General features: G+C 70.5%; 26 protein-coding genes. 11 read left to right on the top strand and 15 right to left on the bottom strand.

Annotation, left to right across the window (positions count from 1 at the left end):
* Both ACIBJG_RS28915 and ACIBJG_RS28920 read left to right on the top strand, forming a co-directional pair.
* Positions 1-553, top strand: a 553-nt coding sequence (locus ACIBJG_RS28915) for a GtrA family protein (protein ID WP_399311815.1), incomplete at its 5' end; no start/stop codon positions are given.
* Positions 554-617: 64 nt separating this feature from the next.
* Positions 618-2117 carry a DUF6056 family protein gene (locus ACIBJG_RS28920; RefSeq protein WP_399311817.1) on the top strand — a complete coding sequence of 500 codons (1500 nt, stop codon included), beginning with the start codon at positions 618-620 and terminating at the stop codon, positions 2115-2117.
* 172 nt (positions 2118-2289) lie between these two features.
* Here ACIBJG_RS28920 and ACIBJG_RS28925 read toward each other — a convergent pair whose 3' ends face one another.
* The 5 genes from ACIBJG_RS28925 to ACIBJG_RS28945 form a co-directional block, all read right to left on the bottom strand.
* Positions 2290-2871, bottom strand: coding sequence for a DUF6529 family protein (locus tag ACIBJG_RS28925; RefSeq protein ID WP_399311819.1), 582 nt, complete (start codon positions 2869-2871; stop codon positions 2290-2292).
* A gap of 14 nt (positions 2872-2885) precedes the next feature.
* Complete coding sequence (locus ACIBJG_RS28930; protein ID WP_399311820.1) at positions 2886-3380, bottom strand: hypothetical protein; 495 nt, start codon at positions 3378-3380, stop codon at positions 2886-2888.
* Between the two features lie 303 nt (positions 3381-3683).
* Positions 3684-4874: an SPFH domain-containing protein gene (locus tag ACIBJG_RS28935; protein ID WP_399311822.1), complete on the bottom strand. Its 1191-nt coding sequence runs from the start codon at positions 4872-4874 to the stop codon at positions 3684-3686.
* A gap of 60 nt (positions 4875-4934) precedes the next feature.
* Positions 4935-5069 carry a hypothetical protein gene (locus ACIBJG_RS28940; protein WP_399311824.1) on the bottom strand — a complete coding sequence of 45 codons (135 nt, stop codon included), beginning with the start codon at positions 5067-5069 and terminating at the stop codon, positions 4935-4937.
* A 335-nt stretch (positions 5070-5404) separates the two neighbouring features.
* Positions 5405-5710, bottom strand: a complete 306-nt coding sequence (locus ACIBJG_RS28945) for a hypothetical protein (RefSeq protein ID WP_399311825.1) — start codon at positions 5708-5710, stop codon at positions 5405-5407.
* Positions 5711-5814: 104 nt separating this feature from the next.
* Between ACIBJG_RS28945 and ACIBJG_RS28950 the strand changes: the two genes are divergently transcribed.
* Positions 5815-6633, top strand: a complete 819-nt coding sequence (locus ACIBJG_RS28950) for a hypothetical protein (RefSeq protein WP_399311827.1) — start codon at positions 5815-5817, stop codon at positions 6631-6633.
* Here the strand turns inward: ACIBJG_RS28950 and ACIBJG_RS28955 are convergent.
* The 4 genes from ACIBJG_RS28955 to ACIBJG_RS28970 form a co-directional block, all read right to left on the bottom strand.
* The gene (locus ACIBJG_RS28955; protein ID WP_399311829.1) at positions 6614-7966 is read right to left on the bottom strand and encodes a sensor histidine kinase; all 1353 of its coding nucleotides are present in this window, start codon (positions 7964-7966) and stop codon (positions 6614-6616) included. The genes ACIBJG_RS28950 and ACIBJG_RS28955 overlap by 20 nt on opposite strands.
* Positions 7963-8628, bottom strand: a complete 666-nt coding sequence (locus ACIBJG_RS28960) for a response regulator transcription factor (protein ID WP_399311831.1) — start codon at positions 8626-8628, stop codon at positions 7963-7965. Before ACIBJG_RS28960 ends, ACIBJG_RS28955 begins: the two co-directional genes overlap by 4 nt.
* On the bottom strand, positions 8625-9272 hold the full coding sequence (locus tag ACIBJG_RS28965) for a phosphatase PAP2 family protein (protein WP_399311833.1): 648 nt from the start codon (positions 9270-9272) through the stop codon (positions 8625-8627). The genes ACIBJG_RS28960 and ACIBJG_RS28965 overlap by 4 nt, the downstream gene beginning before the upstream one ends.
* Positions 9273-9471: 199 nt before the next feature.
* Positions 9472-9792, bottom strand: coding sequence for an Lrp/AsnC family transcriptional regulator (locus ACIBJG_RS28970; RefSeq protein WP_399311835.1), 321 nt, complete (start codon positions 9790-9792; stop codon positions 9472-9474).
* A 218-nt stretch (positions 9793-10010) separates the two neighbouring features.
* On the opposite strand from ACIBJG_RS28970, the gene ACIBJG_RS28975 reads away from it, so the two are divergent.
* A complete protein-coding gene (locus ACIBJG_RS28975) occupies positions 10011-10919 on the top strand; it encodes a sugar ABC transporter substrate-binding protein (RefSeq protein WP_399311837.1) in 909 nt (302 codons plus the stop codon).
* Between the two features lie 13 nt (positions 10920-10932).
* Here the strand turns inward: ACIBJG_RS28975 and ACIBJG_RS28980 are convergent, their stop codons facing one another.
* Positions 10933-12567 carry an MFS transporter gene (locus ACIBJG_RS28980; RefSeq protein WP_399311839.1) on the bottom strand — a complete coding sequence of 545 codons (1635 nt, stop codon included), beginning with the start codon at positions 12565-12567 and terminating at the stop codon, positions 10933-10935.
* 346 nt (positions 12568-12913) lie between these two features.
* Positions 12914-13690: an IclR family transcriptional regulator gene (locus ACIBJG_RS28985; protein WP_399311841.1), complete on the bottom strand. Its 777-nt coding sequence runs from the start codon at positions 13688-13690 to the stop codon at positions 12914-12916.
* A gap of 213 nt (positions 13691-13903) precedes the next feature.
* On the opposite strand from ACIBJG_RS28985, the gene ACIBJG_RS28990 reads away from it, so the two are divergent.
* From ACIBJG_RS28990 to ACIBJG_RS29020, 7 genes are all read left to right on the top strand, one after another.
* Complete coding sequence (locus ACIBJG_RS28990; RefSeq protein WP_399311843.1) at positions 13904-15073, top strand: cupin domain-containing protein; 1170 nt, start codon at positions 13904-13906, stop codon at positions 15071-15073.
* Positions 15070-15918, top strand: a complete 849-nt coding sequence (locus tag ACIBJG_RS28995; RefSeq protein WP_399311844.1) for a fumarylacetoacetate hydrolase family protein — start codon at positions 15070-15072, stop codon at positions 15916-15918. The genes ACIBJG_RS28990 and ACIBJG_RS28995 overlap by 4 nt, the downstream gene beginning before the upstream one ends.
* A complete protein-coding gene (locus tag ACIBJG_RS29000) occupies positions 15918-16625 on the top strand; it encodes a maleylpyruvate isomerase family mycothiol-dependent enzyme (RefSeq protein ID WP_399311846.1) in 708 nt (235 codons plus the stop codon). Before ACIBJG_RS28995 ends, ACIBJG_RS29000 begins: the two co-directional genes overlap by 1 nt.
* A gap of 63 nt (positions 16626-16688) precedes the next feature.
* Positions 16689-17999 (top strand): FAD-dependent oxidoreductase, encoded by a 1311-nt coding sequence (locus ACIBJG_RS29005; protein WP_399311848.1) that lies wholly within the window; start codon positions 16689-16691, stop codon positions 17997-17999.
* On the top strand, positions 17996-18688 hold the full coding sequence (locus ACIBJG_RS29010) for a 3-oxoacid CoA-transferase subunit A (RefSeq protein WP_399311850.1): 693 nt from the start codon (positions 17996-17998) through the stop codon (positions 18686-18688). The genes ACIBJG_RS29005 and ACIBJG_RS29010 overlap by 4 nt, the downstream gene beginning before the upstream one ends.
* The gene (locus ACIBJG_RS29015; RefSeq protein WP_399311852.1) at positions 18688-19371 is read left to right on the top strand and encodes a 3-oxoacid CoA-transferase subunit B; all 684 of its coding nucleotides are present in this window, start codon (positions 18688-18690) and stop codon (positions 19369-19371) included. Before ACIBJG_RS29010 ends, ACIBJG_RS29015 begins: the two co-directional genes overlap by 1 nt.
* A gap of 125 nt (positions 19372-19496) precedes the next feature.
* Positions 19497-20105: a TetR/AcrR family transcriptional regulator gene (locus tag ACIBJG_RS29020; RefSeq protein WP_399311854.1), complete on the top strand. Its 609-nt coding sequence runs from the start codon at positions 19497-19499 to the stop codon at positions 20103-20105.
* 12 nt (positions 20106-20117) lie between these two features.
* Here the strand turns inward: ACIBJG_RS29020 and ACIBJG_RS29025 are convergent, their stop codons facing one another.
* The 4 genes from ACIBJG_RS29025 to ACIBJG_RS29040 are packed head-to-tail and all read right to left on the bottom strand — an operon-like array spanning position 20118 to position 23554.
* The gene (locus ACIBJG_RS29025) at positions 20118-21044 is read right to left on the bottom strand and encodes a LysR family transcriptional regulator (RefSeq protein ID WP_399311856.1); all 927 of its coding nucleotides are present in this window, start codon (positions 21042-21044) and stop codon (positions 20118-20120) included.
* 10 nt (positions 21045-21054) lie between these two features.
* Positions 21055-22200: an NAD(P)/FAD-dependent oxidoreductase gene (locus ACIBJG_RS29030; protein WP_399311858.1), complete on the bottom strand. Its 1146-nt coding sequence runs from the start codon at positions 22198-22200 to the stop codon at positions 21055-21057.
* A complete protein-coding gene (locus ACIBJG_RS29035) occupies positions 22197-22385 on the bottom strand; it encodes a ferredoxin (protein ID WP_399311860.1) in 189 nt (62 codons plus the stop codon). Before ACIBJG_RS29035 ends, ACIBJG_RS29030 begins: the two co-directional genes overlap by 4 nt.
* Positions 22382-23554 (bottom strand): cytochrome P450, encoded by a 1173-nt coding sequence (locus ACIBJG_RS29040; RefSeq protein WP_399311862.1) that lies wholly within the window; start codon positions 23552-23554, stop codon positions 22382-22384. The genes ACIBJG_RS29035 and ACIBJG_RS29040 overlap by 4 nt, the downstream gene beginning before the upstream one ends.
* Between the last annotated feature and the right edge of the window lie 104 nt (positions 23555-23658).

Genomic DNA, 23658 nt, shown 5'->3' on the forward strand with positions numbered 1-23658 from the left:
GAAGAACCGGCCGCACTACCTGGTCCGGGAATCGAGTGACCACCCGGGCCCGCCCGCTCCGGATCCGCCGATACGTGCCGGCGGCGGCGCTTCGAGCACCTCCGGTTCCACGCGATCCCGCACGCTGCGTCAGTTCATCGTCTTCGCGATGATCGGTATCGTCAATACGGCCGTCTATCTGGCGGTGTACGCGACACTCAACAACTGGATCCCGTACCTGGCCTCACACGTCATCGGATACTGCGTCAGTATTGTCGGATCATTCCTGCTCAACTCCTTCATCACTCTGCGGATCAGGCCGACATGGCGGTCGTTTCTCCGCTATCCGCTGTCGAGCCTCGTCAACCTCGTGCTCTCCGGCGCCCTTCTCTATATCGGGGTGAGTCATCTCGGCATCGGCAAGAACATCGCCGCGCTTGCTGCGGGGATTCTCGCCACACCGTTCTCGTTCCTGGTCGCCCGGTGGGCGATCACCTCGGGTGCGGCCGCCTCCCTGCCACCGGAGCCCGAGCAGGTGACCGCCGGCACCCGCTCCGGCCGGACCGGCGACTGAAGTAGCGCCGCACCACCCCTCCACGCGTACACACAGGCACCGAACGAAGGGCACCGTCACACCCATGACCGCGGAAACACCGGGAACGGCAGGCACCCCGCAATCCACCGAGGACGCGCCTCGCCAGGCCGGTCGCGGCACCGGACAGAGGTTCGGAGCCCCGTTCCGGGCGGCCGCCCTGGCCGTCTTCCCGCTGGGCCTGCTGGCCGCGGCGATGTGGATCGGCCGGCTGGTGCGGCCCGGCGGCGACGACTGGTGCTTCCTGCCCGTGCTGCGGGACGACGGCGTCGCGGGCATGATCGGGAAGTTCTACCTCCACGACAACGGGCGCATCGCGAACGCCCTGATGGTCGCGGCGTACGGGGCCTACGGCGTGGCGGGCCACCAGTGGTACGCCGCAGTCAGCGGGCTCCTGATCCTCGCTGCCGTGTGGGCGCTGGTCGTCGCCGCCCTGCACCGTACCGGGCGGACCGCGCCACGCGGGGTCCCGCTCCTCGTCGCATCGATGATCGTGGCGGTGTTCCTCTTCGCCACCCCGAACACGTACAAGACGTTCTACTGGCCGGCCTCCTCCGTCTCCCACACACTCGCCCCGGTCTTGGCCGCCGCGGCGGTGATCCCCCTCCTGCGCACCCGGACCCGCCGGGGACACGTGTTCGCCCTCTGTGTCTGTGTCGTGGCGGGTCTGTTCATCGGCACCCTTTCCGAAGGAACATCGATCACAGCGGGCGTGCTGCTCTGCGCTGCGCTGCTCCTCAGCTTCCGCTCGTCGCCCGGGCCCGAGCGCACCCGCACCCGCCGCTGGTGCGGCGTCGCGCTGGCCGCTCTGGTCGTGGGGATGATCGTCCTCTACACGTCCCCCGGCTCCCGCTCACGACGCACCCGGTTCGGCACCGACGCCACGTCCCTCGCGGACCCTCAGTCGCTGAGCACCGCACTGCGCATGTTCGGCGACATCCTGGGAACCGTCCTGACCACCTGGACCTACGTCGGCGCACTGGCCGTCGGCATTCTGCTGGGCGTCCTGCTGCGAGACGCCGACGCGCGCACCGACGGCCCCCTGCTCAGCCGGCCTCTCATCCCCGCCGTGGCCGGCGTGGTCGCCTTGCTGCTGGCCGGATACCTCTGCACCCTCGTCACCCTGCCCGCCTTCGGGAACAGCATGATGACGTATGGAACCCGCACCTGGAACGACTACCTCTTCGTCTACGTACTGCTGCTCACCGGAGTCGGCGCCCTGCTGGGCAGAGCCCTGCGGGGCGCCCCCAGATCCGCCGCCGCCCTGACGGCTGCGGCGGCGCTGCTGTGCGCGGTGACCTGTGTGGGGTTCGCCGTCCCCCTGATCGGCCTCGAGCGGGACATGGCCGACCGGGCGGCCCACTGGGACCGCCAGGACCGACTCCTGCGGGAGCAGGTACGGCAGGGGGCCGAAGTCCTGCCGTACGTACCGGCGTCAGTGGGGCACATGCGCGACCCCTTCGGCAACCACGGCCGCACGCTGTGGCCCGGCACCTGTGTGGCCGACTACTACCACCTGAAGCGGATCACCCAGGCGACGGGCTGAACCGGCTCCGCCCACCCCGGCCCGTGCGGGACCGGTATTCCACGGCCCGCGACGGACCGTCGGACGATCGACGAGCTCTCACTCCCCGCCGAGCTGTCCACCCTCTCCCGATGTACGACACTGCTGGCCCACGGACGGCCCAACGCCACCGTGATGCCCGGAGCGGGTGACCTCAGGCGGAGGAGAGGCCTGGCACCGAGTCTCCGTTCAGGGCCCACAGAGCGGCGGTGTACCAGAGGAGGGCCACACCGAGTACGAGCAGGGCGCCCATCATCGGGAGCAGCCGGCCGGGCAGGCGCCTGCTGCGTACGACGATCACCTTGGCCACGAACGCACCGTAGAGGGCGCATCCGGCGAAGGAGTGGATCGCGACCCGCGGGGACGTCGTCTCGATCCCGTAGGTCGTAAGACAGTGGTAGGCGATCGGCAGCGAGAAGAGGAAGGCGAGGAATCCGAGCGCGCGGTGTCCCCGGCGCACCGGTCGGGGCGCGGAGCGGGCACCGGGCACACGGCCGTACATCCACAGGGCGAGGCCGAGCTGGATGAGGGCGAGGCCGAGCAACGCGGTGCTGAGTCGGGCCTTGAGTTCGACTGCGGCGTTGCCATGGTCCCCGAAGAGTCCGTTGTTGTAGTGCGGGGTGTGGTGGGCTCCGAATAGGTAGATCCCGACGGCTACCGCTATAGGCAGCAGCACGGCGAGCACGGCACTGGTTGCGAAGGCTTTGCGGTCGGCTTCGCCGTGGTGCGAACTCATGCCGTCCTACCGGCTCAGCTCTCGACCTGCTTGCCCTTGGCGTCCAGGACGTACCACTCGGCGCCGAACTGATTGAGGGCCTGGCCATTCGTCTGGCCAGGCTTCTTGTCGCCGGCGTAGTAGTACAAGGGATGGCCGTTGTACGTGACCTGCTGGTCTCCGCCGGAGCGCTTGGTGATGCCGAGCAGTTTCTGGTTCACGCCCATGCCGGCCTTGGCGTCCCCCTTGCTGAGCAGCGGAGGCCAGGCTTTGGCGCAGTCACCCGTGCAGTTCGATTTGTTCTTCTTGTCGGCGAGGAAGAGGTAGAGGGTGCGGCCCTTCTCGTCGACGAGAATGGCGCCGTGTTTGTCCACGGACTTCGTGTCGACGGTGGCCGGTTTCGAGGGCGAGGCGCTCGGGGTGGAGCCGTATGCCTCCTCCGATGTGTGGCTCGTACTGTCGGAGCACCCGGTCAGGGCTGCGGCGAACAGTGCGGCGGCACAGGCGGTGGCCATGGTGGCGCGCTTCATCTAGGGCTCCTTGGGTGAGTGTGCGGCGTGGCCCCATGTCTCTCCCCGCCTGTGCCCGCCCACTCACAGCGCCATCGTCAACGCCACTCACTCGGCGGTAACGCTCCGCCGCACCTTCGAAAGACCCAACGACGCCTTCGCCCGGCGTGCCTCCCTCCGCCGCTCGTGCGCCGGACGGTGGCAGCCGGGCTCCAGGATCCGTTCCGCCGAGGAAACCTGACCCGGCTCACGAGGACACGAAGGCCGGTTCCCGCCGACCGGACGCCCAGGCAGCCAGATCAGGGGCGTAAGGAGGCCGGCCGGCTACGGGGTCGGGCCGGGAATCCGCAAGCTCCTCTTTCCGTCAACGTCAGGACTCTTCGTGTTCTGAAGCGAATCGAGGATGGCCAGGCCCTGGCCCACCACACCCGCGGCGATCTGATTGACGCCCTCGGTGCCGTTGAGGACGGTGAGCGTAGCGCTCGACATACCGCGGGCGGCCGCGTCGGCGAGGGCCGGCAGGTTCTCCACCACACGGTTGGCGGCGATCAACTCCTGGTTGCCATCGCGCAGCGAGAGGGCGCGGGCGGCGTTCGCGTCGGCCTGGGCCTGTGCGAGAGTCCGCTCGGTGTAGGCGTTGCCGTCCGCCTCGAACTTGGCACGGTCCCGGGCGGCTTCGGCCAGGGTGCGCTGTCGGTATGCCTCGGCGTCCGCCGGGCGCCTGACTTCTCCTTCGAGGCGCTGGGCTGCCAGTTCGGCCTGGCGCTGGGCGAGCGCGGTCTGTTCTTCGATGACCTCGTGGGACGCTCTGGCCTGAGCGAGCGGGCCGGCCTGGGCGGCGCGGGCGTTGGACTGCTCGGTCTCGGCGAGGAACCCGGCCCGCTTGATCGCGGTGTCCCGCTCGTACTCCGCCTTGAGGGCGGCCGCCTGCTGTTCGCGTTCGGTCGCCTCCTGGTCGGCCTTGGCCTGGGCGATTCGCGCCTGGCTGGCGACTGCGGCGGCATGCGGAGCCGCAAGGTTGTTGATGTATCCCGTGGCGTCCTCGATCTCCTGGATCTGGAGCGCGTCGACGACGATGCCGAGCTTCTCCATCTCGCTGTGACTGCCCGCCATCACCTCCTGGGCGACCCGGTTGCGTTCCCGGATGATCTGTTCGACGGTCAGTCCGCCGACGATGGACCTGAGGTGGCCGGCGAAGATCCGGCCGACGAGCTCCTCCATCCGTTCCTGCTCGGAGAGGAATCGGCGGGCTGCGTTGGCGATCGAAACCGCGTCGTCACCGACCTTGAACACGCAGACCGCGCGCACACTCAGCCGGATGCCCTGCTGGGTTACGCAGTCCTCCGCGATCTCCGCTTCCCGCAGTGCCAGGGACAGCATCCGGGCCTTCTGCTTCACAGGCAGTACGAAACTGCCGTGACCTGTGACGATACGGAACTGTGTCGCCTGCGCCTGCCGTTTCGTACCGGATATGAGCATGGCCTCATTGGGCGCGGGGACCTGCCAGAACAACATGAGAGAACTCCCGTCGAGTATCGGGACGCAACTCACTTTTCAAGGCCTTCGCAGGACCGTTCAGGACGGCAGCGGCTCGACGATCACCGAGCGTGCCGAAATGGAGTCGATGACGACGACCCGTGTGTCTCTTGCGAGGGCGGTGCCGGTACGCGACCACGCCGCGTACGTCTCCGAGCCTCCGCGCACAGACACCAAGACCTCACCCGGTCCATCCGGAGGGATCCCCACGGTGATTCTTCCGATGGCTCCGACCGGGCTTTGGAAGGACTCGTCAGCGCTGGGCATGGGCCCTCTCGCCGGGCATACGTTCCATGATCACTCACGATCGCCTCCGGCCCTGTTCTCGATCGGGAGCCGCCACGGCGCATGAGCCGTCGGTGACGATTCTCCCGATGTCTTCACGGTACTCCCGTCCTCTGCTGGGGTGGGGCGCGGCATCAGTTCCCGCCGCCGGTCTGCTGGGCCTTTCCTGACGATCTTCGGGGTTGCTCCAGAGCCGGGACGACGTTTCCAGTGGCGCCTCGCTGCTACCGCAGCCCGGGATCGCGTGACTCGGCGGCTCCGGCGGCCACCGGCATGGTTACGGTCAGGATCAGCGCGGCGATCATGCCGTCGGAGTCGGGTGAACAGCGCAGCGCGAGCGCGATGCCCGAGATGATCAGCAGCGGAGCCGTCAGGTGAAGCGCGAGACCGGCCGGCAGGATGCGGGGGCGGCGCAGTGTCCGGGCCAGGGCGCGCGGGCGGGGCGGGAGTGAAGGCCGGCGGCGAGCAGGATCTGAGCGGTGTTGAGGCCGACGCGCAGGTCCGCACCCGGGCTCTGTCGCGGTCAGCATGGCGGGACGCTGTCGCCGCGGACGGGCCGGCCGTGCCGCATGAGTGCGCCGGGGGTGCACGTGCTCAGGATGCGTTCAGGTGGGGACTGGCAACGTCTGGCGGCATGACATACGAGACGCAGCAACCCCCTGCCTCCGACAGTGGCACGGCCCGGGTGCGCTGGAACAAGGTCCCCGAGATCACCGCCTACTTCTGGGTGATCAAGGTGCTGTGCACCACGGTGGGCGAGACAGCGGCGGACTACCTCAACGGTCAGCTGGGCATGGGGCTGACCGGCACATCGGTGGTGATGAGTGCCCTCCTGGTCGTGGCCCTGATCGCACAGATGCGCACCAGCGCCTACCGGCCCGGGGTCTACTGGCTGGTCGTCGTGCTGGTCAGCATCGTGGGCACGCTGATCACCGACAATCTCACCGACAACCTGGGTGTGCCGCTGCAGACCACCACCGCCGTGTTCGCGGTGGCGCTGGCGGCCGCGTTCCTCATCTGGTTCACGACCGAGGGAACTCTGTCCATCCGCCGCGTCGACTCGGTGCGCCGCGAGGCGTTCTACTGGGTGGCGGTGCTGCTCACCTTCGCTCTGGGCACGGCCGTCGGTGACTTGTTGGCGGAGCAACTCTCCCTGGGCTACTGGGTGGCGGCGCTGCTGTTCGGCCTCGTGATCGCAGCGGTCGCCCTGGCTCGCTATGCCATGGGGCTCGGCGCGGTCCTGAGCTTCTGGACCGTCTACGTCCTCACCCGGCCGCTGGGCGCGTCGGTGGGCGACTACCTGTCGCAGCCGGCGGACGAGGGCGGCCTGGCCCTGGGCACGGTGATCACGAGCGTGCTGTTCCTGGCCGTGATCCTCGCACTGGTGGTGTTCCTGGCCGTGTCGCGGCGTGATGTGACGGAGCGGGAGGAGTTCAGCCAGCCGGCAACGTGACGACGAACCGGGCGCCGGGGCCGTGCTGTTCGTCGTGTCGCACGTCTCCATCGGCGGAGCGGGCGAGGCGTTGTGCGAGCGGCAGCCCCAGGCCCGCTCCGCCGTGGCCGTCGTCGGGATCGGCTCGCCGTCCCGGACGGAAGAGGTCCGCGTTGAAGGACGGGGGCACGCCCGGACCGTCGTCGGTCACTTCGATGAGAACGCTCCCCTCCTGTCCACGGGCCGTGACCCGGACGCTGGAACGGGCGTAGCGCAACGCGTTGTCCAGCAGCGGGCTCACCGTACGTTCGAGCAAGGCGACCGGCACGCCGGCCGTCAGGCCCTGGTCCGCGACCGCGACCTCGACCTTCCGGGGAGCGGAGCAATGGTCGACGAGGCGGAGCAGGGCGGGCAGTATCTCGGCGGTCCCGGGCAGCGCGGTGGCGGCGGTGCCACGGGCGTCGTCGAGCAGGGTGTCGCAGATCGTTCGCATCGACTGGGCGGCATCGGCGATCGCCGCGCAGGCGAGTTCCGTCTCGGCGGCGGAGCGGGGCCGGCCGCGCCACCAGTCGAGTTCGGCGATGATCCGGGCGAGCGGGTTCCGCAGTTCGTGTGAAAGCTCCCTGGCCAACTGCTGTTCGTGGCGCAGCCCTGCCCGGATACGGTCCAGCAGCGCGTCCAACGAGGTGCCCAGCCGTTCGAGTTCGGCCGGCCGGCTGCCGTGGCCGAAGCGGCCGTCGGCGGCCGACGCGCTCCATCTGGTCGCCTGGTCGGTCATGGCCTGCACCGGGCGCAGTGCGCGGCCCACTGCGAGCCGGGTCAGGACGTAGGTGCAGGCGAGCATGGTGACGTCCAGCGCGAGGGACGCGTACAGCGCGGTCTGCGCGAGGCTGCGGTAGGGGGCGAGGGCGAGCGCGGTGACGACGGCGGCGGGGGAGGGCCCGGAGCCGGGGACGGGCTGGGTGCACAGCCGTATCGGCTCCTTGCCGTCCAGGGTGAGGCAACGGCTGCCGCCACCGGCGGCGAGGGCGTCGGCGGCAAGAGTGAGCGGCCCCTCGACGGCAGCGGGAGGCGCTTCGATCCGCTCCGGCCCGGCGTAGATCCACACGTCGGCGTCGAGCAGATCGTCGTGGGGAACCTCCACCACGCGGGCCGAGGCACCTGTGGTGTCCACGGTCGCGGCCACAGTGGTGGCCCGGGTGTGCAGGTGGTCGTCCGCCTGTTGCTGGAGCCGCTGGCGAACAAGACCGTTGAAGGCGACGGTCAGTGCGAGCACCAGGAGCGCCGCGGCGGTGACGGCGACCAGGGCGAGCCGCCCACGCAGGGTGCCGGGCCCGTGCCGGAGGATCCTCACGAGAGCCGGTGCCCCATTCCCCGGCTGGTCGCGACGGTCAGGGCGCTGCCCGCGCTACGGAGTTTGCGGCGCAGACGGGTCAGGTACTGGTCGAGGGTGTTGTCGGTGACCCGTGCGCCTTCCGGCCAGCCGGCCCGGACCAGCTCCCGGCGCTGCACGAGGCCCCCGGTGGCGGCGATGAGGGTGGCCAGCAGCCGGAACTCGGTCGGGGTGAGGTCGACCGGCTGACCTGCGGCGGTGCAGGTGAAGCGCACCGGATCGAGCACCAGGTCCCCCGCCACGGCCGGAGCCCTGGGGCCGGCACGTCTCAGGGCCGCCCGCAGACGGGCGGCGAGCTCAGCGAGGTGGAACGGCTTGGCCAGGTAGTCGTCACCGCCTGCGGAGAACCCGGTGAGCCGGTCGTTGATCGTGTGGTGAGCCGTGAGAAACACGACGGGGGCCACGTACCCGTTGGCCCGCAGGGCTTGGCACACGTCCCGGCCATCCGCGTCCGGCAGCCCGACGTCCAGCACGACCGCGTCGAAACCTTCGGCGGCCAGGCGCAGGGCACTCGCACCGTTCTGGGCCGGCGACGCGTCGAAGCCCTCGTCCCGCAGGCCACGCAGGAGTACGTCGCGCAGGGCGTGGTCGTCCTCCACGACGAGGATGCGGCCACCCGTCACCGTACGGTTCCTCGACCGGCCAGCAGGTACGCGCAGACGGTCAGTGCCAGCCAGGCGGCGGCGAAGAGCCAGCCGCCGACGACGTCGCTGAACCAGTGCACGCCGAGGTAGATGCGGCTCAGCCCCACGGCCGCGCCCCACATGCCGATCAGGACGGCGGCCACGCGCGGGATGCGCGGGCCCCGCAGGCGCAGGGCAGCGATCAGCAGGCCTGCTGTTATTGCGCCGGTGGTGGCGTGACCCGACGGGAAGGACCAGCCCGACGCGTGCGTCGCCCAGTCGGCGAGCGGTGGCCGGGGGCGGGCGACCCGCGTCATGACTCCGTAGCGCAGCACCTGCGCGGAGCCGAGACAGAGCGCGAGTGAGGCGGCAGTGATGACACGCCGCCTGATGGTGCCGCCCACGGACAGGCCCGCAAGGACCACCGCGGCGAAAGGAATGACTCCCGTCCCTGTCGCGGTGACCGCGCGGAAGAGAGCCACCGCAGCCGCGGACCGGTGCGTCAGGGACCAGTGGTGCAGCGCCGCGTCGCCGGGCAGCAGCCCGTGCGTCGCGCGGAGCGTGGCCGCGGTGAGCAGGGCGAAGGCGGCCGCGGCGGCCAGGGCCACTTGGCCGCACAGGCTCACGGGCGGGCGGCGCGTCACGCTGCGGCCGACCATGGGACGTGTACGGCCATGAACGGTGGCCTCTCACTGAATGGGGGCAGACGTGCGGGCGCCGGCCGGGGACAGGGCGATTGAGCGACTACAACCATGTAGACGTTCTGCTGAACTGTAGACGATCGGGAAAGGGCGGAAGGGCGTGGTGGAGTCGTCGGGCGTGATCCGGAGGGTGCGGAGACTCTCAGCCGAGGCCGGTGGTGTGTGACGAGGGCTCGGTCGTGAGCGTCTTGACCCGGCGGAGAGTGAGGACGGTCTCCGCCGTGTGTACGTCGTCCAGGGCGCCGATCTTCTCGGTGAGGAAGTCGTAGAGGCCATCGGTCGTGCGGCAGAGCCCGGAGGCGGCGAGATTGGTCCGCCCGGTCACGGCCGCGGCGAAACGCACCTCGGGGTACTGTGCGAGGGCCCGGCCGGTGTGCACCAGTGCGTGAGGAGCGACGGTGAGCCAGCAGCCGGTGAACGCGCTGCGGGCGTTGGACGCGATCGGCTGTGCCGAGGCGTGCATGGCCGTCGGATACGCGACCACGGCCTGGGGTCACATGCTGGATGTGGACGGCAATCTCATCCGCGAGATGCCCGGGGTCCGCATCCCCGGGTCCGACCTGCCGCCCATGAACGGCCTCACCAGGCCGCAGCTCCACAAGATCCTGACCGACAAGGCGCTCGAAGTCGGCGTCGTCATCCAGTACGACATGACGTTCACGACCCTTGCCGACGGGCCCCGTGGATACCACCATCGTGCTCAGTGGTTGCGGCGCCGGAGCCGACAGCGCGAGCGACAGCTCCGTCACCCTCGGCTTCGTCAACGGCGACACCAGCGAGTTCGCCACGTGCCTGCAGAAGGCCGTCGAGAAGCAGACGGAAGAGGTCGGCGCGAAGCTCTACTTCACCAACTCCAAGATGGACCCCGGCAAGGAACTGTCCAACATCGAGGACATGATCTCGCGCAACGTCGATGCGCTGATCGTGCAGACGGTCAATGTCGACGCGCTCGACGGAGACATCGCGAAGGCGGAATCCGCCGACGTACCCATCTTCCTGACGTCGGTCGCGACCGACGACGTCGACGGCATCCTCGGCGCGGCCGTCGTCGACCTCAAGAAGCTCGGCGCCCTGGACGCCGGCTGGATCGAGAAGGACGCCGGCGGGAAGCAGGCCGAGGTGGGCATCGTGGCGGGGGCGCCCGGGGCCGCGTCGGACCTGATGGTGGCTGGATTCACCGGGGCTCTGCCGGCGAATGCGAAGGCGGTGGCGAACCAGCCCGGGATGTTCAACCCCGTCGAGGCCCAGGACGTCGCGGAGAACATGATCCAGGCCCACCCGGGCCTCGACTACGCCTTCGTCGCCAACGAGGAGATGGCGTTCGCGGTCCGCAAGGCGTTCGACGAGGCCGGCGGGAAGGGGGTCAGGATCGTGACCGAGAACGGTACGGACAAGGGGCTGGCCGCCGTCAGGGACGGACGGTTCTCCGCCACCGTGGCCAACTCACCGCAGGTGATCGGCGAGACGGCGGTGAAGAACGCCGTCGCCAGGCTCGACGACCCGGCGAAGGCCGACAAGATCGCCCAGATCCCTCTCGCCCTGATCACGAGAGAGAATCTGGACGAAGCACCGCAGTACTGCGCCGAATAGCTCCGGCGGGCCGCTACATCGCAGCCCGTTCGGGTGTGCCGCCCGCCGCAGTGGCCGCCGCCTCGGCAGGGGGCTGGGCGGGGGAGCGGTGGGGCTTGACGCCGATCATGCCGACGGCGGTCAGGACCGCTGCCACGGCGGCGGCTATGCCGCAGATCAGGAAGGCGTTGCCGAAGCCGCTGCCCAGGGCGTCGAGCGCGAGATCGTGCGCCGCCGACCCCGGGGTGCCGGCCGGCAGGCTGTTCACGGCGATCGGGCCGCCCTCCGCGGCGATCCCGCGCGCGGCTCCGAGGTTCTCCACCGACAGGTCCGCCCCGCCCAGGTTCGATGAGAAGGCCGATGCCGCCTTGCTCAGGGCGACCGCGCCGACGACGACGGGTCCGAGCGCGAAGCCGAGGTCGCGGAGCATGTTGGTCGTCGCGCTCGCCATGCCCGCCAGTTGCGGAGGCACGCTGTCCAGCGCCACGGCCGTCACCGAGCTGACGCACAGTGCGAAGCCGACGCCGATCAGAAGGTCGGGAACGACGAAGGCGGTCAGGTCGAGGTCGGTGACATCGAGCTGGGTGCACAGGAGGCAGCCGACGGCCATCAGGAGGAATCCCGACGTCAGCAACCAGGTCGGGGCGACCCGGTGCAACAGCCGGGAGACGACCGGGATCAGGACGAACGCGGGCCCCTGCAGCAGCAGGAACGGGACGGCGACGCGCAGCGGGTCCTGGTGCTGGATCGGGCCGAGCCACATGCTCGTCGCGAAGCAGGCGCCGAGGAAGGCGAGCATGCCGATCACCGCGACGACGGACGACACGGCGAAGGCCCGGTTCCTGAACAGGGTCAGGTCGAAGATCGGGGACTCGGCGCCCACCTCGACCAGGACGAAACCCGCGAGGAAGCAGAGGCCGAGCATGGCGGACAGGATCACGGGGAGGGTCGTCCACCCCGACTCGGGCCCCTCGACGGCGGCGTACAGCACCAGGATGAGACCCAGGGCGAAGGTGATCTGGCCCGGGACGTCGAGCTCGCGGCGCTTGGCCGATCTGGACTCCGCGGTCAGCGAAAGCGTGAGCACGATGGACAGTGCGGCGAGCGCGACAAGGACGAGGAAGGAGCCGCGCCAGGAGCCGACCTTGGCGAAGGCCCCGCCGAGGAGGGGGGAGACGGCCGCACCGGCGGACAGGAATCCGCTCCACAGCGCGACGGCCTGAGCCCGTTCCCGGGGGTTACGGGTGACCGAGGCGAGCATGGTGAGCGAGCCGGGGAAGAGGGCTCCGGCGCCGAGACCGTTGATCGCGGCACCGATCCAGAGGACCTGCACACTCGGCGCGACCGCGGCCACTGTGCTGCCGACGGCGATGAGGGCCGCGCCGGCGGTGATCAGCTTCTTGCGGCCGAACCGGTCACCGAGCACGCCGAAGGTGAACTCGAAGCAGACCACCGCGATCATGAAGGCCGAGGTGATCCAGGTCAGTTGCGAGCCGTGGGTGTTCAGGTCCTCCTGGAAGAGTCCGTTGAGGGAGGCCGGCAGCGCGTTGGCGACCTGCGCCACGAACACCGCACAGCTGGTGGCAGCCAGCGTTCCCGCGTAGCCCGGCTTCCGGGCAGCCCCCGCGGTTGGGCCGTGGGACGTCGTCGTCCCGTTGTTGAGCGTCATTGCTTTCTCCCTGGCTGGGAAGGGTGTGTGCCCCGCCGTCGGGCGGGACGGGCTCCGGCCGACGGCCGTAGCGAGGGGGAGGGGAGCGTTGCGTCGCTCACCGTTCACGCCGGGCCCCTGGATCCGGGCACGCCGACGGGGTTGTCGTCGAGTGCCGCGGGTCTCTCCTGTGCGGACAGGTGCTACGAGCCGCCGCCGTGGTCATGGCGGAGGGGGGAAGGGCACGCGGCTCGAATCCAGCGCGGTGCCGTGGAGAATGTCACTTCGCCTTACGGTGTGTCAATGAAATCTACGTAACCTAAGGTGAATTGCCTTGATGTAAAGCGATGTGGTTCCGCCGGCCGGCTCAGAACGCCGCGGCCAGGTCCGTTTCCACCGCGCGTGCCGCGGCGTTGAGGGTCGCGACCAGGGACGGGAGGTCGTGGGGGTGGTAGCGCACGCTGGGCATCGACACCGACAGGCCCGCCTGCGCCGTCCCGCCCTCGCCGCGCACGGGGACGCCCACCGCGACGAGGCCGCGCTCGGAGCGTTCCTGGTTCACGGCGAAGCCGTTGCGGGCGATGCGCGTCAGTTCGCTCCGCAGTTGTGCGAGGTCGGGGCGGTCCGCGGGGCGGTCGCGGTAGCGCGTGGCGGAGTAGATCTCCGCCAGTTCGGCGTCGTCCAGTCCGGACAGGAGGAGCAGCCCCGCGGTCGTACGGTGGGCGGAGAACACCATTCCCTCCCGGGAGCCGACCCGCAGCGCCTGCCGGCTCTCCACGCTCGCGATGAACCTGGCCGTGTCCCCGGTGCGGATGGTGAGGTTCGCCGTCTCGTCCAGCAGGCTGACCAGCCGGTGGAGGTGGGGGAGGGCGGCGGCCCGGAGCCGGGACACCTGCGACTGCGAGTGGGCCGCCAGTTCGAGGACGGGGCCCGCCCGGTAGACCCGGTTCTCGTCCTGCACGGCGAAGTCCCGGTAGACCAGCATCGCCAGGAGCCGGTGAGCGGTGGACCGGGCCACTCCCAGCCGCTCGGCGATCTGCGAAACGGTCGCCGTGCCTTCCAACTGCAGCATGGTCGCAGCCCGCAGGGCGTGGTCGACGCTCGCGATGGGATACGGCGGCGGCGTCTTGAGCGGCTTGTCCACGGGGGCCTCCTGGGTACGGCCGCGGCTCGGCGGGACCCTTCAGGGGGCCCGAGCCCGAGCCCGAGCCCGAGCCCGAGCCCGAGCCCGAGCCCGAGCCCGAGCCCGAGCCCGAGCCCGAGCGTGGAGCCCGAGCGTGGAGCCCGAGCATCGAGCCGCAATTCTGCTCTCCAGAATCTACATGTCTTGTCTGCGAACCCGACGCACGCTGAGGCCGTGACTCAGTCCTCCCTCGCTCAAGACACCGCCACGGGCTCCCCCGTCCGTCTGCAGGCCGTTTCCGCGGCCGGTCAGCCCAAGGTCACCCCGGCACTCGAGGAGCTGTACCGGGGCTTCGAACAGGAACTCCTCGTCCCGCTGTGGACCGAGATCGGTGACCTGATGCCGACGCACCCACGCTCACGTGCCGTCCCGCACGTGTGGCGCTGGGAACAGCTGCGGGCGCTCGCGGCACAGGCCGGAGAGCTCGTCCCGGTCGGCCGCGGCGGAGAACGCCGTGCCATCGCACTGGCCAACCCGTCCCTGGGCGGCCGGCCCTTCGCCACGCCCACCCTGTGGGCCGCCATCCAGTACCTGATGCCGGGGGAGGACGCCCCCGAGCACCGCCACACCCAGCACGCGTTCCGGTTCGTCGTCGAGGGCGAGGGCGTGTGGACGGTCGTCGGCGGTGACCCCGTGGCCATGCGGCGCGGCGACTTCCTGCCGCAGGCCGGGTGGAACATGCACGCGCACCACAACGCCACCACCGAGCCGATGGCCTGGATCGACGGACTCGACATCCCGTTCCAGTACGCGAACGAGACCCAGTTCTTCGAGTTCGGCCGGGACGAGATCAGCGAGGCCGAGCACTCCACTCCCGACCGCTCGCGCGCCGAGCGCCTGTGGGGACACCCCGGGCTGCGCCCGGTCGCGGCCGCCGGGCCCAATCCGGGCACTCCCCTGCTCGCATACCGCTGGGAGCACACCGACCGGGCCCTCGGTGACCAGCTCGCCCTGGAGGCGGAGGGCTTCGCCGGCACCGTCGAGCCCGGCCACGCCGCCGTACGGTTCACCGACCCGGCGACCGGCGCCGACGTGCTGCCGACCATCCGCGCCGAGATGCACCGCGTCGTGCGCGACGCCGAGACCGCTCCGGTCCGTGAGACCGGCTCATCGGTCTACCAGGTCTTCGACGGCTCCGGCACCGTCACCGTCGGCGAGAAGTCCTGGACCGTGACGCGCGGCGACCTCTTCGTCGTCCCCTCCTGGCAGCCCCTGTCCGTGCGGTCCGAGGCCGGCACCACCGACTCCGACTCCGGCGCCCTGGACCTGTTCCGCTTCAGCGACTCCCCGATCTTCGAAGCCCTCCGGCTCGACCGCACCCATGTGGAAGGAACCACCCGATGAAGCTCGCCACCCTCCGTACCGACGGCACCACCAAAGCCGTCCGGGTCGACGGCGACGTCCTGATCGACCTCGGCGTCCCCGACGTGGGCACCCTGCTGGGCCGGGACGACTGGGCCGAGTACGCCGCCGCGGCCACCGCCGAGAACGCGGGGACGTACACCGTGGAAGGCGCCGAGTACGCGCCTGTCGTCCCGCAGCCCTCGAAGGTGATCTGCGTCGGGCTCAACTACCGCACCCACATCACCGAGATGGGCCGGGACCTGCCCGAGCACCCCACCCTGTTCGCGAAGTTCGCCGACTCGCTCATCGGCGCGGGCGACGACATCCTCCGGCCGGACGAGACCGAGCAGTTCGACTGGGAGGTGGAACTCGCGGTGGTCATCGGCAAGCGCGTGCGCCGCGTCCGGGGCGAGGACGCCGAGCAGGCGATCGCCGGGTTCACCGTGCTGAACGACATCACCTGCCGGGACTGGCAGTTCCGTACGCGTGAATGGCTGCAGGGCAAGATGTGGGACTCCAGCACCCCCGTCGGCCCCTGCCTGGTCACCCCCGACGAACTGTCGGGCGGCGTGCGCCCCGCTCTCGACGTCCGGCTGACCGTGGACGGCGAGGTCATGCAGTCCGACTCCACCGCCGACCTGCTCTTCGACCCGGTCGCGCTCGTGGAGTACGTCTCGACGATCACGCGCCTCAACCCCGGCGACATCATCGCCACCGGCACCCCGGGCGGTGTCGGGCACGCCCGCAAGCCGGGCCGTTACCTGGTGGGCGGCGAGAGCGTCGTCGCCGAGATCGACGGCCTCGGCCGCCTGGAGAACCGCGTCGTCAAGGAGAAGTCCGCCTGATGTCCCGTACCTTCGAGGACGCGCGCCGCTGGGCGCAGCTCGGCACCGCACTGTTCGTACAGGCGGCGGACCTCGCCGACGCCGGACTGGACGCACCGAGCGCCCTGCCGGTCTGGACCCGCAAGCACCTGGTCGCGCACGTCGCCGCCAACGCCGACGCCCTGGGCAACCTCGTCCACTGGGCCGCCACCGGCGAAGACACGCCGATGTACGCGTCGCCCGAGGAGCGCGCCGCCGGTATCGAGCGGGGCGCCGGGATGGCGGCCGTCGAACTGACCGCCTGGCTGCGCCGTTCCGCGGAGGAGCTGGCCCGCTCGACGGCCGCCCTCGGTGACGCGCAGTGGCAGGCCCCGGTCGTGACCGCCCAGGGCCGCACCGTGCCCGCCACCGAACTGCCCTGGATGCGCGCCCGAGAGGTGTGCGTCCATGCGATCGACCTGGGCACCGGTCCGACCTTTGCCGACCTGCCGGCCGGCTTCCTCGCCGCACTCTGCGACGACGTCGTCGCCAAGCGCGCCAAGGACGGCGGACCGGCGCTGGTTCTGGAGGCGACGGGCACCGGCGCGTTCTGGAAGCTCCCCGGGGAGGGCGAGCCGACCGTGATCGTCGGCGACCTCCACGAGATCACGGCGTACCTCACCGGGCGCGCGCACACACTCACCACGGCGGACGGCGGACCCGTACCGGCCCTGGCCCGCTGGCTCTGACCGCTGGGGCCCAACAGCGCATCGACGACTTCAGCAGCCCGCACGCGATTCGAGGAAAAGACGATGAACCACCCTGCGACCCCACCCGCCGGCGAGAACCCTGACGTGATCATCGTCGGCGGCGGTATCGGCGGCCTCAGTTCCGCCTTCGCCCTCGCCCGGCAGGGGCTGCGCATACGTGTCCTCGAACGGGCCCCGGAGTTCGGCGAGGTCGGTGCGGGCCTCCAGATCGCGCCCAACTGCACCCGCATCCTCGACGAGTACGGCCTGCTCGACGAGGCCAAGGAACTGGGCGTGCTCCCGGAGAACATGGTGATGCGCGACGCCCTCGACTCCACGGAGCTGACCCGGCTCGACCTGCGGGATCTGGAGCGGCGCTACGGCTTCCCGTACATGGTGATCCACCGCAGCGACCTGCACGGCATCTTTCTGCGCGCCTGCCGGCGGGCCGGTGTGGAGCTGCTGACCGACCAGGCGGTCGTCGACTACGAGCACACCGACGGCGGAGCTGTGGTCCACCTGGAGAACGGTCGGACCGAGGAGGCGCCGGTGGTCATCGCCGCCGACGGCCTGCACTCGGTGGCTCGGCGCAAGCTGGTCGGCGACGACGTGGTCAGCTCCGACTACGTCGCCTACCGCGCGGCCGTCCCGATCGACCGGGTCCGTGACAACGGCATCGCGGAGAAGGACGTCACCGTGTACGTCGGCCCGCGCTGCCACTTCGTGCAGTACGCCCTGCGGGGCGGAGACATGTTCAACCAGGTCGCCGTGTTCGAGTCACCGAAGGCGCTGGCCGGGCAGGACGACTGGGGTACGCCGGACGAACTGGACGCGGCCTTCGCCGCCACCTGCGACACCGTGCGCAAGGGCATTCCCCTGATGTGGCGCGACCGCTGGTGGCAGATGCTCGACCGCGACCCGATCGAGACGTGGGTGCACGGCAGGATCGCGCTGCTCGGCGACGCCGCCCACCCGCCGCTCCAGTACATGGCGCAGGGCGCGATCATGGCGATCGAGGACGGCTGGGTCTTCGCCCGGCATATCGCCCGGCAGTCCGCCGCGACTCCGGGGGCCCTGGACTGGGACGCCGTGCTCGCCTCCTACGAAGCGGTCCGCGTCGAGCACTGCCGCCGGGTGCAGACCACCGCCCGCGCCTGGGGCGAGCTGTGGCACCTGGACGGGGAGAAGCGGCTGCAGCGCAACGCGATCATGCGCGGCCGGGACGACCACGACTACGGATTCACCGACTGGGTGTACGGCCCCACAGCGCTGTCCCCCGACGAGGAACCCGAGATGTTCACGCCCGTCCCGCTCGCCTCGGCCCGCAGCGGGGAGCGGGCGGAGAGCGTCGCTCACGAGGGGGCTCCGTCATGATCACGACCATCGCCGCGACGGTCGACGAGGCCGTCGCGGGTGTCGAGGACGGTTCGACGGTCCTGGTGGGCGGATTCGGTCTGGCGGGTATGCCGTTCGACCTCATCGACGCCCTGATCCGGCAGGGTGCCGGCGAGCTGACCGTGGTGTCCAACAACGCCGGGAACGGCGATGTGGGGCTGGCCGCGCTGCTCAAGGCGGGCCGGGTCCGCAAAGTGATCTGCTCGTTCCCCCGGCAGAGCGACTCCTACGTGTTCGACGAGCTGTACCGGGCCGGGCGCATCGAGCTGGAGGTCGTGCCGCAGGGCACCCTCGCCGAACGGATGCGGGCCGCAGGCGCGGGTATCGGCGCCTTCTACTGCCCCGTCGGCGCCGGCACCCTCCTCGCCGAGGGCAAGGAGACCCGGGAGATCGACGGGCGTGCCCACGTCCTGGAGTACCCGATCAAGGGCGACGTGGCCCTGGTCTCCGCCCTCCGCGCCGACACCATGGGCAATCTCGTCTACCGGAAGACCGCCCGGAACTTCGGCCCCGTCATGGCCACCGCGGCCACGACGGTCGTGGCCCAGGTCACCGAGATCGTGCCCGTCGGGGAGATCGACCCGGAGGCCGTGGTCACGCCCGGCATCTACGTCGACCGCCTCGTACGGGCCGAGGCCCGACACCTCACCGTGCAAGGAGCCCGCTGATGCCGGCCACCCACACCACTCGCGGAACGGCTCCTGTGGAGCACCTCGGCCGCGGCCCGCTCACCACCGACGAACTCGCGGCCCGTATCGCCCGCGACATCGCGCCCGGTTCCTACGTGAACCTCGGCATCGGACAGCCGACCAGGATCGCCGAGCACCTGCCGGCGGACGCGGGGATCGTGCTGCACACCGAGAACGGCATGCTCGGCATGGGCCCGGCCGCGGCGGACGACGAGATCGACCCCGACCTCACGAACGCCGGGAAGGTGCCGGTCATCGAGCTGCCCGGCGCGGCGTACTTCCACCACGCGGACTCCTTCGCGATGATGCGGGGCGGTCACCTCGACGTGTGCGTCCTCGGCGCCTTCGAGGTGTCGGCCCACGGCGACCTGGCCAACTGGCACACCGGCGATCCGGACGCCGTCCCGGCCGTCGGCGGCGCGATGGACCTCGCCGTCGGCGCACGGCAGGTCCTGGTGATGATGAGGCTGTTCACCCGGGACGGCGCACCCAAACTGGTCCCCGTCTGCACCTGCCCGCTCACCGGCACCGGCTGCGTCAGCCGCGTCTACACCGACTACGGCATCTTCGCGCCCGGTCCGGACGGGGTGCGCGTCCTGGAGACGTACGGCATCACGGTCGCGGAGCTGAGGGAACTGCTCGCGGTCGGCCTGATCCCATGAGCCACCCGTCGGAAACCGCGTGAACGCCGGTCTGTCGCTGTACGGCACGTCAGGACTCGGTGCGGTGTGTGTGGTGTACAGCCGGTCCGTGCGATCGACGCACCACAGCGCGTTAGGATCCGGTCATGGCGAACCTTCGTGAGGCACAGAAGCAGATGACCCGTCGCCTGCTGCTGGAGTCGGGAATCGAGCAGTTCAAGACGAAGGGGTACGCCGTCACCACGGTCGACGACATCGCGACCGCGGCGGGCACGACGCGGGCGACGTTCTACGCGTACTTCTCCTCCCGCAGCGAGCTGATGAAGGCGCTCATCGACGAGCAGCTCAACGAGGTGCTGCAGCGCGTCGGCTCTCCCGAGCACGGCTCCACCGCGCAGGGCCTGGTGGCCACCGTCGCCGACGGTTCGCCGGAGGCGATCGCCGCCTGGCTCCGTCGCACCGCCGACAGCTGGCCGGCCATCCGGCCCATCATCCGGGTCGGCCGCGACGCCGCGGTGGTCGATCCGGAGCTCACCGACCTGGTCGAGCGATGGATGGAGGAGGCCATCGGCGATATCGAGGACGGACTGGCGGCGGCCGGGCGCCTGGAGCCGTATCAGCGTCACTTCCGGGGCGTGCTGGCGATGGCGCAGCTCGACTTCGTCGCCCAGAACTGGCACCAGGCCGACTGGAAGCTCACCCGCGACCAGATGCTCGACGAGCTCGCCACCAGCTGGGTACGCCTGCTGCACTGAGCGAGGCCGCGGTCACAGGCTCGCGGCGGCGTCGAACAGCAGCGCCCGCAGCCACTCGGTGAAGTACTGATCGCTCAGGCGCGGGTTCCAGACGATGTCGATCCCCAGCCCCGGGAGCGGGAAGGGGAACTCCTCGATCCGCAGATCGGTGAGTGCGCGCATGGCGGTGGCCACCTGGAAGCGCAGGAGCGCGACCCCACCGCCGGCCCGGGCGACGAGGAAGGGCACCAGCAGGAAGTCGGAGATCAGCTGGCCGACCCGGTAGGTGATCCCGTTCTCCTCCAGCAACGAGTAGGGGAAGACGCGTCGTTCGGTGTCGACGACGATGTGCCGCTGCGTGGTCAGCAGTTCGAGCGCGCTCGCCTCCGGCGGCGTGTCCGGTGAGGCCACCACCACACAGCGGTCGTTGTACAGCCGCTCGCGCGGGTACGGAGCGAAGTGGCCCTCGGAGAGCAGCACCACATCGACGCCCTTGTCGGTGAAGGTGGCCTCGGTCGGCACCGTGATCGTGCGCACGCGCAAGGTGGCGTGCGGGGCCCGCTCGGCGACGAGCCGGGTCAGATGGGGCCCGACGACGAAGGCCGTGCTGTTCGTCATGGCGACCGTGATCACGCGCCGGTCCGTGGCGGGGTCGAAGCACGGGAAGTCCACGATGCGTGCCGTCTGCTCCAGGGCGCTGCGCAACGGTGCGATCAGCTCCAGAGCGCGCGGGGTGAGCGTGACACCGGTCCCCTGCCGGACGACGAGGTCGTCCCCCAGCAGCCGCCGCATGCGTGTGAGGGCGTGACTCATCGCCGGCTGCGAGAGACCCACCCGCTCCGCCGCCCTGGTCACCGAGCCCTCTTCCAGGAGTGCGAGGAGGGGCACCAGCAGGTTGAGGTTGACCGATGCCAGCCGGTCCAACCCCGAACCTCTGGTGCCCTCTTCGCCGTCGCTCATGGAGCCAACCTTACGAGTCCGCCCGGGTCATGCGACGCAGCCGGGGGATCGGGATCCGGTAGTTGAGCGCCACGGCCGCCCCGGTGCCGTCGGCGTGTGACCAGCGCATCAGCGCGGGCCCGCCACCCGGACCGCCGTCGACGTACGCGGGTTCGCCCTCCAGCGGCAGGAAGCCCACAGCCTTGAGGCGCAGCCCGAACTGTTCGGTCCAGAAGTACGGCTGGAGCCGGAGCGGGGGCGCGTCCTCGCCGTGGACGAGTGCCCGTGCGGCGGTCTTCGCCTGCTCGATCGCGCTGCTCCACAGCGGCAGGCGGCGCAGACCGTACGGGGTGGGGACGGCCGCGAGGTCGCCGGCGGCCGCGACGCCGGGGCGGACGAGCCCGCGCGCGTCGACCGGGATGACGCCGCCCTCGGCGACAAGTCCCGTGTCCGCGAGCCACTCCGTGTTGGGGATGTCGCCGACGGCCGACACGAGAAGGTCCGCTTCGAGGACCGTGCCGTCGTCGAGTACGGCCCGGGAGCTGTCCCCGGACCCTTCGATCCGGGCCGATCCGGTCTCCACGAGGGTGAGCCCCTGTTCCCGTGCGGCCCCGGTGAAGAGGCCGGCGAGGTAGGGGCCGAGCCGGCGCGTCAGGGGCGTGCCCTGTGAGACGAGGGTGACCCGGCAGCCGGCGGCCAGGCACCCGGAAGCGATCTCCATCCCGAGCGGGCCGCCGCCGGCCACCACGACCGAGGGCCGGCCCGCCAGCCGGCTGCGCAGGTTCAGGGCGTCGTCCAGTCCCCGCAGGGTGAGCTCCCCGGGCTGGGCGGACAGCCGTCGTGCCCGGGAGCCGGTGGCGAGGACGACACGGTCGTACGGCAGGGCGGTGCCGTCGTCGAGCGTGAGGAGCCGGCGGTCGAGGTCGAGCCCGGTCGCGCGTACGCCGAGGAGTTCCGTCGCCCCGTGGCCGGCCGGGGGGAGCTCGTGCGACGTCATGTCCGCGCCGTCGAGCAGGAGCGCCTTGGAGAGCGCCGGGCGGCTGTAGGCCGGGTGCGGTTCGTCGCCGACGATCGTCAGCTCGCCTTCGAAGCCCGCCTCCCGGAGCGTGTCGGCCGCGGTGAGGCCGGCGATTCCGTTGCCGACGACCACGACGCGGTCCCGCGTCGCGCCGCTCATGCGATCCTCAGCGCGGCGACCGGACACACACGGACGGCGGCGTTCGCCGGGGCGGCGTCGGCGCTGTCGATCTCCTCGCGGTCGAGGACGAGCTCGCCGTCGTCGTCGAGGTGCATGAGCCGCGGTGCGGCTTCCTCGCACAGGCCGTGGCCCTCGCAGCGGGGGCGGTCGAGAACGATCCTCATGCGGGAATCACCTCCAGGACGTGGAGCTCTTCGATGCCCCGGGTGATGTTGCTGGGAATCCTTGCCTCGGGCCCGGTCACGAGGCGTTTCACGCGCCGGGACAGTGCGTCGATCACCGCGTGGGCCTCCAGCCGGGCGAGCCCCTGACCGGCGCAGCCGTGCGGGCCGTAGCCGAACGAGAGGTGGTCGACGGGGTTGCGCCCGACCAGGAAGGTGTCCGGGTCCTCGAAGTGCCGGGGGTCGCGGTTGCCGGCGCCGAACAGGATGGCGACCTGGGCGCCTGCGGGGATGACGGTCCCGTCGATCTCGACCTCCTCGGTGGCGCGGCGGCCCCAGGCGTGCACGGGGGCCCAGAAGCGAAGCGCTTCGTTGAACGCAGCCGGCACCAGCGAGGGGTCTTCACGGACCAGGTCGAGCTGGTCGGGGTGTGAGCCGAAGAGGGCGACGATGTTGCCGATCGCCGCCACCGTGGTGTCGACACCCGCACCGAGGTACTGGTGGATGATGGCGCCGGCCGAACCCGGCGCGATGGCGCCGCGTGCCTCGGCGTCGAAAATGCCGCGTCCCACGGACCCTTCGGCCAGATCGGTGGCCCGGACCTGGGAGCACCAGGCGTACAGCTCACCGGCGATGGGGAAGTTCTCCGCCGTGCGCGGGTTCATCGGACCGATGACCTGCATGGCGGCCTGTCCCCAGCGCAGCATGTTGTCACGTGCCTGGCCGGTGAAGCCGATCAGGTCGGCGACGACCTCCAGGGGGAAGACCCGGGCAAGGGCGTCGATGGCCTCGAAGCTGCCCTGTTCGACGAGTTCGGCGACCAGGGCGTCGGCCTTGCTCTCGATGCGCCCCTTCAGCCCGCGCAGCGCACGGGGTGAGAGGTTCTCGGTGAGCGTCGCCCGCAGCTGGGTGTGCATCGGCGGATCGGACGCGAGCGAGGTGCCGCTGAGGGCCTCGTTGACCATCGGGTTGAACCCGATGGAGTCCGAGGAGAACGACTGCCAGTCGGCGAGCGCGCCGCGGATGGCTTCGTACCGCGTCAGCACATGGACGTCGTTCTTCCTGAGGTGGACGACGGATCCCTGTTCCCGCAGCTCGGCGTAGACGGGATAGGGGTCGAGTACGACCTCGTCCGCGAAGAGGTCGATATCGGAAGTGCATGGGGTGGTCATGCGCCCAGTGAAGTGGCTGGCATCACATCCAACAAATGAATGATTAACATGCAGCCACATGCAGACGATGGATGAATGCTCTCCTCCCGTCGGTTCCCGGTGCA

The sequence above is a fragment of the Streptomyces sp. NPDC050422 genome, assembly GCF_044458665.1.
Classification (GTDB): domain Bacteria; phylum Actinomycetota; class Actinomycetes; order Streptomycetales; family Streptomycetaceae; genus Streptomyces.